This window comes from Ruminococcus sp. SR1/5, from assembly GCF_000209835.1.
Lineage (GTDB): Bacteria > Bacillota > Clostridia > Lachnospirales > Lachnospiraceae > Blautia_A > Blautia_A fusiformis.
This window is the reverse complement of the sequence record NC_021014.1, coordinates 2104367-2117722: the sequence shown is the minus strand read 5'-3', so window position 1 is coordinate 2117722 and position 13356 is coordinate 2104367. Positions and strand designations below refer to the sequence as shown.

Below are 13356 nucleotides of genomic sequence, written 5' to 3'. Positions count from 1 at the left end.
AATAGCAACATAAAACAGCAAAGGGGATGGAAGTCATGAAATTTATTATTAGTGGAAAGAATATAGCAGTAACCGAAGGACTTAAAACAGCTGTTGAGGACAAGCTTGGTAAACTTGAAAGGTATTTCACTCCTGAAACTGAGATTTCAGTAACCTTAAGCGTTGAGAAGGATCGCCAGAAGATCGAGGTAACGATCCCTGTGAAAGGTAACATTATCCGTTCCGAGCAGGTAAGCAATGATATGTATGTATCCATCGATCTGGTTGAAGAGGTAATTGAGCGTCAGCTTCGTAAATACAAGAACAAGATCGTTGACAAGCAGCAGGAATCCACAAACTTCCAGAAGGCATACCTTGATAAGGATTATGAAGAGGATGAGGAAGTTAAGATCATCCGTACCAAGAAATTCGGGATCAAACCAATGTATCCGGAAGATGCATGCGTACAGATGGAGCTTCTCGGACATAATTTCTTTGTATTCTTTAATGCTGAGACAGAGCAGGTTAACGTAGTTTATAAACGTAAAGGAAATACTTACGGACTGATCGAACCAGAGTTTTGATAGGGAATTTTATTATCACAACTGAATATTGAATGGAAGGCTCCGGGAATCTGTGTGAGAAATCGGCAGGTTTCCGGAGCCTTTTATGTCACAGCAAAATCAGGCTTCTTTTCTGTTGCAAGCAATAGGGGAGAATTATATAATGAAGACATATGCGAAAGGAGAAAGGAAAAAGAAGCTTCCTGTGGTGATCTTAAGTGTAGCTCTTGGTATGACCATGATACCGGCTACCTGTATGGCAGCGGAATTTAACAGTGGTGACACCATAAAAGAACAGACTGTGGAGGACCTGGAACTGAGTTCCGGAGAAAACAATACAAAGGATTCCCAAAAGTCAGAAATACAATGGACAGGATTTAAATGGGACAGCTATTCCCAGGCAGAGATAACGCTTACGTCAGCCGTTAACGGCGTCTGCTATTATAAATGGGCAGAGCGGGGGGAAGACGGAAATCCCCAGGTGCCTCAGATCGAGACCGGAAATACCGTGAATGATGAGGTTTTGATCAGTGAGGATGAAGAGTTCGAGATCACACTTGCAGATCTGGATACAGACCAGGCAGTTGATCTGTATATCCAGATTGAGGATGAGAATGGGAAATTAAGTGATCTGAAGCGGATGGAGCTGGATCAGGACAGCCGCCCGGCGAAAAAAACAGATTCTGAAAAAAACATAAAGCATCCAAACCAAAGGCAGAGGACAGTACGGTAGAGGGGCTGGATTCTCCTCTGGAATTCTACCCGGATACATTTTATGATTTTAAGGTTATCGGTGCAGGTACCGATAATGAGGATCCGGAAAACGGAGACATTAAGTGGGTGCCTGTTTACTGGAGCACATCTGCGAATCCGAATTCCAACCGGATCCGGAGCACCTGGAAGATCGGTTCCAAGGAAGGAATCGACCAGGAGGGAACTTTTAATCTGTATGTTTTCTTCCGCAAATATACCTGCAAGGATTCCAAATGGCAGTCTACGGATAAGATACAGTCTGTACAGTACAAGTTTCAGTCAGCCCCACTTTCTGAAAAATAATACTGTGTGGAGTGCGAATATCTCCTTGACATAACAAATATGTAACTCACGGAGAAAAGGAGGAAGGTAAATGAAGAAAAAAGTTCTGGCACTTTTTTTAAGTGCCGCGCTTTGTGTGACGGTGTTTCCGGCAACCGGTGTGGCTGCAGAGTTTGGCAGCGGTGATGCAGAAATCACAGAAAATGCTGGGGACAGCCAGGAGCTGTTTTCCGCAGAGGAAACTACAGAGCCTATGGGAGAGACTGAGCAGCCTGCAGAAGACAGTGAGGATATTTCTGAGGAAATGGTGGATAACTCTTCCGATGCAACCATGGAAGATGTGGAAAACGCAGAAAATGCGGAGAACAGCGAGGATGCTTTCGGCGGAGCTGAGGAAAGAGTTTCAGAAGAAATCTCCAGTGAGGATGATCCGGAAGTATTATTGACAGAACTGATACCTGAAGAAGCAGGAGACAGTATGGAAGAAGAAAACGCAGAAGCTATGTCAGCGTCAGCTCCAGAGCTGACAGTGACACCGACAGCGGATCCTGAACTGACAGTGACACCAACACCGGTGCCAAAAATAAACGTAAAATGGACCGGAGAAAAATGGGTAAGCCGCAGTTCTGTAAATGTGACACTTAAAGTTGATGCAAACGGAGCCTGCTACTACAAAGCTGTAGCGAGAAAAAGGACGGAACATCTGATGTTCCGAGGGTCGATACGGGAAACTCTCGTGTGGCGGTTACTGCAAACAGAAGCTTTGTGATATATCTTAAGAATCTGGATACAGAGAAAGAATTTGATCTGTATCTTAAGGTATTGGGTTCAGACGGAAGAACCAGCAACCTGAAAAAATTAAAGTTGAATTACAGGGGAACCCGCCCGAAATATGATGTGACGCCGACGCCAGCCTATACACCTTATATACCGGATGTTAAAGATAGTTTTGTAAGAGGTTTGGATTCTCCGCTGAAATTTACTCCGAATAAATATTATAATTTTACCGTGACCGGTGCGGGAACTACAAATTTAAATCCCGGGCCTGGAGATGTGAAGTGGGTGCCGGTTTACTGGAGTACTTCACCAAATCCAACCGATAACAGGAAGAATACTACATGGCGGATCGGATCTGCCAAAGGAATAAACAAAGCCGCAACTTATAACATGTATATCTTTTTCCAGAAGTATGTTTATCAGAAATCTGAATGGAAAAAGACTGATGAAGTACAGTCAGCTGTATACCAGTTCCGGTCCGCGGCCCTTACAACGGTAAAGCTTACCACGCCCGGGTTATCCGGCACTTCCAACAGCCCTGCCGGCATCGTCTTCAAATGGAAAAAAGCTGCAAATGCTTCCGGCTATAAGATTTATCGAAGGACCGGAAACAGCAGCAAGTGGGTCAATATCGCTACCGTAAGCGGAAGCAATACGCTGGTCTATACAGACGGATCAGTAAAATCAGGAACCATGTATACCTATACAGTCCGCGCATACAAGGGCTCTGCTTTAAGTGCTTATAACAAAAACGGCAGCCGGATCGTCCGTCTGACAGCTCCGGTGCAGTACAAACCGTCCAGCAAGGCTTCCGGGAAGCTGACTGTCCGCTGGAAAAAAGCAGCTGGCGCTTCCGGCTATCAGATCCAGTATGCGGCCTCAAGGTCCATGAGAGGGGCCAGAACAGTGTCCACCAGTGCACTGACCCGAACACTTTCCGGTTTGAAAAAGGGAAGCACTTATTATGTTCGTATCCGTGCATACAAAAAAGTGAGCGGAAAGACATATTACGGTGCCTGGAGCAGTGTGAAAAATGCAAAAGTAAGGAAATAAGATCTGTAATATCCCGCGGGATCCTCGAAAACAGGATCCTATGCGGGATATTTTCTGTTGTTCCTGACATGATTTGTTAAATAATTGTTCATTGTTTTTATAACAGGAAAGTGGTAGAATATATACCATATGTGATCCAGTATAACGGATATCAACAGAGAACTGGAATGATCCAAAATTGGACAGATCAGAGACAGCAGTCTTATTTGAATAAAATGATTGGAGCAGAAACATGAATGTTTTTTCAAAAGTATTTGGAACCCGCAGCCAGCGTGAGGTAAAACGTATTATGCCGCTGGTTGAAAAAACCGAGAGCTATCAGTCTCAGATGCAGCAGCTTACGGATGAGCAGTTACGAGACAAGACAAGAGAATATAAGAAACGTCTTGCAGAAGGTGCAACACTGGATGATCTTCTTCCAGAGGCATTTGCCACCGTACGTGAGGCAGCCAAGCGTGTACTTGGAATGGAGCATTACCGTGTACAGATCATCGGTGGTATCATCCTTCACCAGGGCCGTATCGCCGAGATGAAAACAGGTGAAGGTAAAACTCTTGTTTCCACACTTCCTGCATATCTGAATGCCCTTGAGGGAAAAGGTGTCCACATCGTAACCGTCAACGACTACCTGGCAAAACGAGATGCTGAGTGGATGGGTAAGGTTCACGAGTTCCTTGGCCTGACTGTAGGCGTGGTACTTAACGACATGAAGCCGGAAGAGCGTCGTGCGGCATATGGATGTGACATCACATACGTAACAAACAACGAACTTGGATTTGATTATCTTCGTGACAACATGGTTATCTATAAAGAACAGCTTGTTCAGAGAGATCTTCACTACTGTATCATCGATGAGATCGACTCTGTCCTGATCGATGAGGCACGTACACCTCTGATTATTTCCGGACAGAGCGGCAAGTCCACCAAGCTTTATGAGGTGTGTGATATCCTTGCACAGCAGCTGGAGCGTGGTGAGGCCAGCCATGAGATGACCAAGATGGCAGCCATCATGGGTGAGGAGGTTATCGAGACCGGTGACTTCGTTGTAAATGAGAAAGATAAGATCGTCAACCTTACCGAGCAGGGTATCAAGAAGGTTGAGAAATTCTTTAATATCGAGAACCTGGCAGATCCGGAAAACCTGGAGATCCAGCACAACATCATCCTTGCACTTCGTGCACATAATCTGATGCACAAGGATCAGGATTATGTTGTAAAAGATGACGAGATCCTGATCGTTGATGAGTTTACCGGTCGTATCATGCCGGGCCGTCGTTACTCCGATGGTCTTCATCAGGCGATCGAGGCGAAAGAGCATGTGAAGGTTAAGAGAGAGAGCAAGACTCTCGCAACTATTACCTTCCAGAACTTTTTCAACAAATATGATAAAAAAGGCGGTATGACAGGTACAGCCCTTACCGAAGAAAAAGAGTTCCGTGATATTTACGGCATGGACGTTGTAGAGATCCCGACCAACCGTGTAGTACAGCGTAAAGACCTTGATGATGCTGTTTACATGACAAAGAAAGAGAAATTCAACGCCGTTGTAGAGGCAGTTAAGGAAGCTCACGCAAAACATCAGCCGGTACTGGTTGGTACGATCACCATCGAGACTTCCGAGCTTCTCAGCAGAATGCTGAAGAGAGAGGGAATCCCCCACAATGTATTGAATGCCAAGTTCCATGAGCTTGAGGCTGAGATCGTAGCTCAGGCAGGACAGGCAGATGCCGTTACCATCGCGACCAACATGGCAGGCCGTGGTACCGATATCAAGCTTGACGATGTGGCAAGAGAGGCCGGCGGTCTGAAGATCATCGGTACCGAGCGTCATGAGTCAAGACGTATCGATAACCAGCTCCGTGGACGTTCCGGACGACAGGGAGATCCGGGTGAATCCCGTTTCTACATTTCCCTTGAGGATGACCTGATGCGTCTGTTCGGTTCCGAGAGACTGATGAAGGTGTTCACATCCCTTGGTGTTGAGGAGAATGAGCAGATCGAGCACAAGATGCTTTCCAATGCTATCGAGAAAGCCCAGGAGAAGATCGAGTTCAACAACTTCGGTATCCGTAAAAACCTTCTCGACTATGACCAGGTTAACAATGAGCAGAGAGAGATCATCTATGAGGAGCGCCGCCAGGTACTTGACGGTGAGAATATGCGTGATGCCATCTATAAGATGATCACAGATATCGTAGACAGCATGACAGACATGTGCTTCTCCGATGACATGGATTCTTCTGAGTGGGATCTTGATGAGTTCAACACTGCGATCACTCCGATCATCCCGATCCACCCGCTGACCGCAGAGAAGGTAAAAGGCCATAAGAAAGACGAGATCAAGCACATTGTGAAGGAAGAGGCTGTGAAGCTTTATGAAGCAAAAGAGGCTGAGTTCCCGGAACCGGAACAGCTTCGTGAGCTTGAGCGAGTTGTCCTTCTGAAATGCATCGACAGCAAATGGATGGATCACATCGATGATATGGAAATGCTCCGTCAGGGTATCGGTCTGATGGCATACGGCCAGAGAGATCCGGTTGTTGAGTACAAGATGAACGCATTCGAGATGTTTAACAGCATGATCAGCTCCATTCAGGAAGACACTGTACGTATGCTGTATCATGTTCATGTGGAGCAGAAGATCGAGCGTGAGCAGGTTGCTAAGGTAACCGGCACAAACAAAGATGACAGCGCAGGCCCGAAGAAACCGGTTCAGCGAAAAGAAGATAAAGTATACCCGAATGATCCATGCCCATGCGGAAGCGGCAAGAAATACAAACAGTGCTGCGGACGTAAGGCTGCCAGGATCTGAGAAGGAAGATAAAAATAGTCTCACCCGGATGATGCGGTGGGGCTATTTTTTCTGGAATTTCTGTTACACAGGAACAGAGTACAGCGAATATTAAATAACCGTCATATAGACTTGTCTGATTTTTCATATGCTGCGTTGTTGTCAATCGCCGTAGCCACCGCTACGCTTCATTCCCCCGCTCTGCATATGAGAAAGTCATCCGCGTCAATATAACAGATACTTAATTTTCGCTGTAAGAGAAGGGGTATGATAATATGGCAATTATAAAAACTGCAATTCTTCAGACACATGTATATACTGATAAATTTCGCAATATCACCCAGGCAGCAGAACTTCTTGCCAGCCCGGAGCTTCAGGGGATCGATCTGGCAGCCCTGCCCGAAATGTTCTGCTGCCCCTACGAAAATAAATACTTTCCGGAATATGCCGAAATTGAGGGCGGAGATACCTGGGAAAAATGTTCCCGACTGGCGGCAGAACACGGAATTTATCTCGTAGCAGGAAGTATGCCGGAGAGAGATGAAGCCGGCAATATTTATAACACTTCCTATGTCTTTGACAGAAATGGTCATCAGATCGGTAAGCACCGGAAGATGCATCTTTTTGACATTGATGTAAAAGGCGGTCAGTATTTTAAAGAGTCCGATACCCTGACACCGGGAGACCAGGTGACGGTTTTTGATACAGAATTTGGAAAGATGGGCCTTTGCATCTGCTACGACTTCCGTTTTCCGGAGCTTGCCAGGCTGATGGTGGACGAAGGCGCCCAGGTGATCATCGTGCCGGCTGCTTTTAACATGACAACAGGGCCCCTTCACTGGGAGCTGATGTTCCGCCAGAGAGCCGTGGATAACCAGGTATACACCATCGGAGCTGCCCCCGCCAGAGACCTGAACGCCGGGTATCATTCCTGGGGCCACTCCATTGCCGCAGACCCCTGGGGAAAAGTCCTCATGGAGATGGAAGAGAAGCCGGCTGTGAAGGTTGTGGAACTGGAACTGGACGAGGTAAAAAAGTCCGTGAGCAGCTGCCGCTTCTGAAGCACAGGAGAGGGGATATTTACGCCCTGACCACGTTTTCGTTGTAATTTCCATGCCCATATGGTATTGTATAAGACAGGCAGGAAATCCTGTATCAATATATAGAAAGAAGGTGAAGCTGTGGTTGAGTTAGATCAGTTCAAGAGTATTCTTGCAACATACACAGAGCCATTAGTGGAAGTGAGGGATTCACTTTGACCTCGCTAACAAAGAGCAGAAGGTCGAAGAATTAGAGCGCGAGATGGAGGCGCCTGATTTCTGGGATAATGCGGAAGCATCCCAGATGAAGATGAAACAGTTAAAGAGTCTCAAGGACGATATTGAGACATACCATAATCTGGAAACACAGATGGAAGATATGGAAACCATGATCGAGATGGGATATGAGGAGAATGATCCTGAGATCGTCCCTGAGATCCAGGAAATGCTGGACGAGTTCCAGGCAAGCTTTGACAGCATCCGTGTGAAGACACTCCTTTCCGGAGAGTACGACGGAGAGAATGCTATCATCAAGCTGAACGCAGGAGCCGGCGGTACAGAAGCCTGCGACTGGTGCGGAATGCTTTACCGTATGTACAGCAGATGGGCGGAGAAGAAGGGCTTTGCGCTGGAGGTCCTGGATTACCTTGACGGTGATGAGGCCGGTGTGAAATCCGTAACCTTCCAGGTAAACGGAGAGAACGCCTACGGTTATCTGAAATCCGAGAAGGGTGTTCATCGTCTTGTACGTATTTCTCCGTTTAATGCAGCAGGAAAGAGACAGACCTCTTTTGTATCCTGCGATGTTATGCCGGATATCAAGAAGGATCTGGACGTAGAGATCAATGACGATGATATCCGTATCGATACCTACCGAAGCAGTGGTGCCGGTGGACAGCATATCAACAAGACATCCTCTGCGATCCGTATCACCCATTTCCCAACAGGAATCGTGGTACAGTGCCAGAATGAACGTTCTCAGCACATGAACAAGGACAAGGCCATGCAGATGCTGAAGGCCAAGCTGTATCTGCTGAAACAGCAGGAAGCCGAGGAGAAGCTTTCCGGCATTCGAGGCGAAGTGACAGATATCGGCTGGGGAAACCAGATCCGTTCCTATGTCCTGCAGCCATACACCATGGTAAAAGACCATAGAACCAATGAAGAAACCGGTAATGTTGACGCAGTTCTGGACGGCGGTATTGACATTTTTATCAATGCATACCTGAAATGGATTGCGCTGGCGAAAAAGAAAGAATAACATTACTGTCACGGAACCCCATAAAGACAGAGAAAAGGACTCCGCAGGCAAAAAAGCGCTTGTGGAGTTTCTTTTATTATGATAATATATCTCTTGTACAAAAACAGTTGTCTTTATGAAACGGACAGAAGGCTGCTGGCCGCAATGTGAACAGCAGTCAGAGAGGTTGCTATGCAGAAACAGGTTGAAAAGAAAAATACTATGTAGTAAGAGAACGGGCAGTGCCGGAGGTACTTCTCAAGGTGGTTGAGGCCAAGAGATTGCTGGAATCCAAACGGGTGGCTACTGTTCAGGAAGCTGCTGAAAGGACCGGGATTAGCCGCAGTTCTTTTTACAAATATAAGGACGATATTTTTCCTTTCCACGAGGAGACCAAGGGAAAGACCATCACCTTTATCATTCAGATGGACGATGAGCCGGGGCTTTTATCAATGGTGCTGCAGACGATTGCCCGTTTTCACGGTAATATCCTGACCATACATCAGAGTATTCCCATTAACGGAGTCGCAACACTGACGCTGAGCGTTGACATCCTTCCGGGAGAAGGCGACGCAGAGGCTATGGTGGAGGATATTGAGCAGAGAGACGGTATACACTATTTGAAAATTTTAGGCAGGGAGTAAGCATATGATAAACATAGCAGTATTAGGCTACGGTACAGTAGGAAGCGGAGTTGTTGAAGTCATCAACACCAATCATGAGAGCATTAACAAGAGAGCTGGAGATGAGATTAACATCAAGTACGTTCTTGATTTAAGAGATTTTCCGGGAGATCCGGTTGAGAAAGTTCTGGTTCATGATTATGAAGTGATCGTAAACGATCCGGAGGTAGATATTGTTGTTGAGGTTATGGGCGGGATCGAGCCGGCTTATACCTTTGTAAAAAGAGCGCTTCAGGCAGGAAAGAGCGTAAGCACATCCAATAAGGCTCTGGTAGCCAAGCATGGTTCCGAGCTCATGGAGATCGCAAAAGAAAAAATATCAACTTCCTTTTTGAGGCAAGCTGCGGCGGCGGTATCCCGATCATCCGCGCACTGAATTCTTCACTGACAGCAGATGAGATCGATGAGATCACAGGAATCCTTAACGGAACCACCAACTACATGCTTTACAAGATGAGCACAGAGAACTGTGATTTTGATACGGTTCTGAAGGAAGCTCAGGCAAAGGGCTATGCAGAGGCAGATCCGACTGCAGACGTAGGAGGCGCTGACGCATGCCGTAAGATCGCCATCCTTTCTTCACTTGCATACGGAAAATTCCTGAATTACGAGGATATTTATACAGAAGGAATCACAAAGATCACACCGGCAGATATGGAATATGCAAAAGAGCTTGGCATGACCATCAAGCTTCTTGCCACAAGCCGCAGGATCGGAGATTCTTTCTATGCAATGGTAGCGCCGTTCCTGGTAGGCCAGAGTAGCCCGCTTTACAGTGTAAATGATGTGTTTAATGCAGTATTTGTGCACGGAAATGTTCTTGGAGATGCCATGTTCTACGGAAGCGGAGCAGGTAAGCTTCCGACTGCAAGTGCAGTAGTTGCAGATGTTGTGGATGAAGCAAAGCATCTCCACAGAAATATCATGACAAACTGGAGCAGCTATGCCCTGAAGCTTATGGATATGGATGAAGTTGAGGGACGTTTCTTCGTACGTGTGTCTGATACTACTATGGATGAAGTGGAAAAAGCTTTTGGTGATGTACAGACCATCGAGCCGGATGACCTTCCGGACGAATTCGGATTTATCACACCGGTGATGAAGCAGGCTGAATATTATGAGAAGATCAGCAAGCTCACCGGAAAAGTACTGGCAATGATCCGTGTAAAGGATTGATGCCGAAGGGAAGAAAAGAACATGTTGATTGTAAAAAAATTCGGCGGTACTTCTGTGGCAAACAAAGAGCGTATCTTTAATGTTGCCAGAAGATGTATCGAAGATTACAAAAAAGGAAACGACGTGGTGATCGTGCTTTCTGCAATGGGTAAGTATACCGATGAGCTGATCACCATGGCAAAGGATATCAATGACAAACCTCCGAAACGTGAGATGGATATGCTTTTTACCATCGGAGAGCAGATGTCAGTGGCACTGATGTCCATGGCTATGGACAGTCTGGGAGTACCGGCTGTTTCTCTGAATGCCTTTCAGGTAGCTATGCACACAACAAGTGCACATAGCAGCGCACGCCTGAAAAAGATCGATGCGGCACGTATCCGCAGAGAGCTGGATAACCGCAGGATCGTTGTGGTCACAGGCTTCCAGGGCATTGATAAATATAATGACTATACCACACTTGGACGTGGCGGTTCTGATACCACAGCCGTAGCTCTTGCGGCAGCGCTTCATGCAGATGCCTGTGAGATCTATACCGATGTGGACGGTGTTTATACCGCTGACCCGCGTAAGGTTCCGAATGCCCGCAAGCTCAAGGAGATCACTTACGATGAGATGCTGGATCTGGCAACTCTGGGTGCGGGAGTGCTTCATAACCGTTCTGTGGAGATGGCAAAGAAATACGGCGTGCCGCTGGTGGTACGTTCCAGTCTCAACAACAGCGAAGGAACTGTGGTAAAGGAGGAAGTAACAGTGGAGAGAATGCTGATCAGCGGTGTTGCTCTGGATACAGATGCAGTACGTATTGCTGTGATCGGACTTAAAGATTCACCAGGAGTGGCATTTAAGCTTTTTGATACCCTGGCTAAGAAAAATATCAATGTGGATATGATCCTTCAGTCTATCGGCCGTGCCGGAACCAAGGACATTTCCTTTACTGTTGATAAAAATGATCTGGACGATGCAATGGGTGTTCTGGAAGCTAACCAGGCACGCATCGCCTATTCTGAGCTTCATGCGGAGAAAAACATTGCCAAGCTTTCTATTGTAGGAGCAGGTATGATGAGCAATCCGGGTGTTGCTGCAAAAATGTTCGAAAGCCTTTACAATGAGGGTGTGAACATCAATATGATCGCAACATCTGAGATCCGTGTGACGGTTCTCATTAACGAGAAAGATGGCGTACGTGCCATGAATGCGGTACATGATGCGTTTAATCTTGCAGACTAAACAGATGTGAAATATGAGAATATGATATATCTGAAGTAAAAAATGACGGGGCGGAGGCTTGGATGAGTCTCCGCCTTCTATAACGAAGGGATACAGAATTATGAGAAAAAATCTGAAGGGCTGTAAGAAGCTGGCAGGGGAAACTCTGGCCGGTAATTTTACGGTCCCTGTGATCGGGAGTATTGCGGTTGCGGCGATGAGCGCAGTTTCAAGCTATATTTCCACAGCACTTTTTCCGGGAGATTCCCTGTATGCGATCATTGGAGGAGAGATATTCAGCTTTGTCCTTTCTCTGGTGATCTGTATTTTTTCCGCAGGACTTTACCGGATCTATCTGAATATTTCCAGAAGGGAAGCCTACTCTTTCGGAGACCTTCTGTACTTTTTCAGCCATCAGCCGGATCATGTGATCGTGGCATCCTTTGTGTTGGCATTGATCAATCTGGTGACATCACTTCCACTGGCGTGGTTTTCTTTTACAAGCAATATGGGAAATACAACGGAGGAGCAGATGAACTGGGCAGTAACTTACATGCTGCTCACACTTCTCGGGTTTGCGCTGAACCTGCTGGCAGCTATGCCGTTCACCATGAGCTATTACATCCTGTCCGATAATTCGGACATAAAAGGAGTGCAGGCACTGAAAGCCAGTGCAAAGCTTATGAAGGGACATTACTGGGAATATATGAAAATGCTCTTAAGTTTTGTTCCGTGGATCATTTTTTCCATATTTACATTGTATCTGGCACTGATCTGGCTGGTGCCTTATATAGAAACCTGTATGGCGGTTTTCTATCGGAATATTTCCGGAGAGTTTGATGAACCTCCGGTGGATACTTATCCTCCGGTAACTCCGATCCCGCAGTTCCACGATGAAACCGAAGCCTGATCGCCTTCCGGAGGATGTTTTCCCTTTCCGGGAGGATGCATGAAACGCAGGTGATGCCCTTTCCGGGGGGATGCTTGAAACGCAGGTGATGCCCTTTCCGGGGGGATGCTTGAAACACAGGTACTTTCCCTTTCAGGGGGACCATTTTGGCATGGGCAGGTACGAGGGGGAAAGCACTCAAAGTTGCGAAGCCCGCTTTTCCCCCTCGAGCTCCCCCTTTCCGGGCACGCAGCTATTGTAGGTTGTAGAAATATGTGAAGATATTGGAGGGGCGATGGATTCTACTACGTTGGCTGTGGAAGGTTGAGCCGATTTATGCTGACGTAAATATATTGGCGAAGCCTGTTCCTGAATAACAGCGATACACCACAATCCAGAGAACAAGCCCGCTACGCAGTCCACTTTCCCATTCAGCCAGAAGCGATAAACAGTGAAGAAGCAATAATCAGCGCCGAAGCAACAATCGGCTCAGCCTGCTACTGTCGGTACAGCAGAATACAGTGCCGAAGCAATAATCGGCTCAGCCTGCTACTGCCAGTGCAGCAGAATACATGGCCGAAGCAATAATCGGCTCAGCCTGCTACTGCCAGTGCAGCAGAATACAAGACAGAATCAATAATCGGCTTAGCCTGCTACTGCCAGTGCAGCAGAATGCAAGGCCGAATCAATAATCGGCTCAGCCTGTCACTGCCGATACAGCAGAATACAGGACTGAGCCGATACACTTACACATTCCACAACGCATCACAGTGGCGTGGCCAGGAGGGGAAGAGCGCGAGAAGGGGAGACGGCCTTCGCAACTATGAGTGCTTCCCCTTCTCGCAAATTACCCACTTTCAAAAAGTGAAAACTATAATCCAAAAAAATCAAACCATCCAATTTCCTCTCACTTTCAAAAAG

The 13356-nt window shown here is 46.7% G+C and carries 11 protein-coding genes and 1 pseudogene; all 12 read left to right on the top strand.

Annotated features, from left to right (window positions below; genetic code table 11):
• Positions 1-35 precede the first annotated feature (35 nt).
• The 12 genes and pseudogenes from hpf (at position 36) to CK1_RS10600 (ending at position 12456) form a co-directional block, all read left to right on the top strand.
• Positions 36-563 (top strand): ribosome hibernation-promoting factor, HPF/YfiA family, encoded by a 528-nt coding sequence (gene hpf / locus CK1_RS10655; RefSeq protein ID WP_015526242.1) that lies wholly within the window; start codon positions 36-38, stop codon positions 561-563.
• 142 nt (positions 564-705) lie between these two features.
• Positions 706-1275, top strand: coding sequence for a hypothetical protein (locus tag CK1_RS10650; RefSeq protein ID WP_015526241.1), 570 nt, complete (start codon positions 706-708; stop codon positions 1273-1275).
• Positions 1276-1382: 107 nt separating this feature from the next.
• Positions 1383-1598, top strand: a complete 216-nt coding sequence (locus CK1_RS10645) for a hypothetical protein (protein WP_173758938.1) — start codon at positions 1383-1385, stop codon at positions 1596-1598.
• A 70-nt stretch (positions 1599-1668) separates the two neighbouring features.
• Positions 1669-2346, top strand: a complete 678-nt coding sequence (locus tag CK1_RS10640) for a hypothetical protein (RefSeq protein WP_015526240.1) — start codon at positions 1669-1671, stop codon at positions 2344-2346.
• The gene (locus CK1_RS10635; RefSeq protein WP_306288873.1) at positions 2316-3407 is read left to right on the top strand and encodes a fibronectin type III domain-containing protein; all 1092 of its coding nucleotides are present in this window, start codon (positions 2316-2318) and stop codon (positions 3405-3407) included. Before CK1_RS10640 ends, CK1_RS10635 begins: the two co-directional genes overlap by 31 nt.
• Positions 3408-3639: 232 nt before the next feature.
• Entirely contained in the window at positions 3640-6219 is a 2580-nt protein-coding gene (secA, locus tag CK1_RS10630; RefSeq protein WP_015526239.1) for a preprotein translocase subunit SecA, read from the top strand.
• A gap of 254 nt (positions 6220-6473) precedes the next feature.
• Positions 6474-7259, top strand: a complete 786-nt coding sequence (locus tag CK1_RS10625; protein ID WP_015526238.1) for a carbon-nitrogen hydrolase family protein — start codon at positions 6474-6476, stop codon at positions 7257-7259.
• A gap of 120 nt (positions 7260-7379) precedes the next feature.
• Positions 7380-8499 (top strand): peptide chain release factor 2 gene (gene prfB, locus CK1_RS10620; protein WP_110104007.1). Its coding sequence is split into 2 segments (ribosomal slippage): positions 7380-7454 and positions 7456-8499, totalling 1119 coding nucleotides; the frame shifts between segments, so codons are not numbered across the junction.
• A gap of 221 nt (positions 8500-8720) precedes the next feature.
• Complete coding sequence (locus tag CK1_RS10615) at positions 8721-9122, top strand: ACT domain-containing protein (protein ID WP_306288872.1); 402 nt, start codon at positions 8721-8723, stop codon at positions 9120-9122.
• Positions 9123-9126: 4 nt separating this feature from the next.
• Positions 9127-10337, top strand: a pseudogene (locus CK1_RS10610) (homoserine dehydrogenase).
• Between the two features lie 21 nt (positions 10338-10358).
• Positions 10359-11567 (top strand): aspartate kinase, encoded by a 1209-nt coding sequence (locus CK1_RS10605; protein WP_015526234.1) that lies wholly within the window; start codon positions 10359-10361, stop codon positions 11565-11567.
• 100 nt (positions 11568-11667) lie between these two features.
• Positions 11668-12456 (top strand): DUF975 family protein, encoded by a 789-nt coding sequence (locus tag CK1_RS10600; RefSeq protein WP_015526233.1) that lies wholly within the window; start codon positions 11668-11670, stop codon positions 12454-12456.
• Positions 12457-13356: the final 900 nt, after the last annotated feature.

Bases quoted from the DNA above. Each gene is read 5' to 3' on its own strand.
- hpf (WP_015526242.1), top strand. From the start codon at position 36: ATGAAATTTATTATTAGTGGAAAGAATATAGCAGTAACCGAAGGACTT.
- CK1_RS10625 (WP_015526238.1), top strand. From the start codon at position 6,474: ATGGCAATTATAAAAACTGCAATTCTTCAGACACATGTATATACTGAT.
- CK1_RS10600 (WP_015526233.1), top strand. From the start codon at position 11,668: ATGAGAAAAAATCTGAAGGGCTGTAAGAAGCTGGCAGGGGAAACTCTG.
- CK1_RS10640 (WP_015526240.1), top strand. From the start codon at position 1,669: ATGAAGAAAAAAGTTCTGGCACTTTTTTTAAGTGCCGCGCTTTGTGTG.
- CK1_RS10605 (WP_015526234.1), top strand. From the start codon at position 10,359: ATGTTGATTGTAAAAAAATTCGGCGGTACTTCTGTGGCAAACAAAGAG.
- CK1_RS10650 (WP_015526241.1), top strand. From the start codon at position 706: ATGAAGACATATGCGAAAGGAGAAAGGAAAAAGAAGCTTCCTGTGGTG.
- secA (WP_015526239.1), top strand. From the start codon at position 3,640: ATGAATGTTTTTTCAAAAGTATTTGGAACCCGCAGCCAGCGTGAGGTA.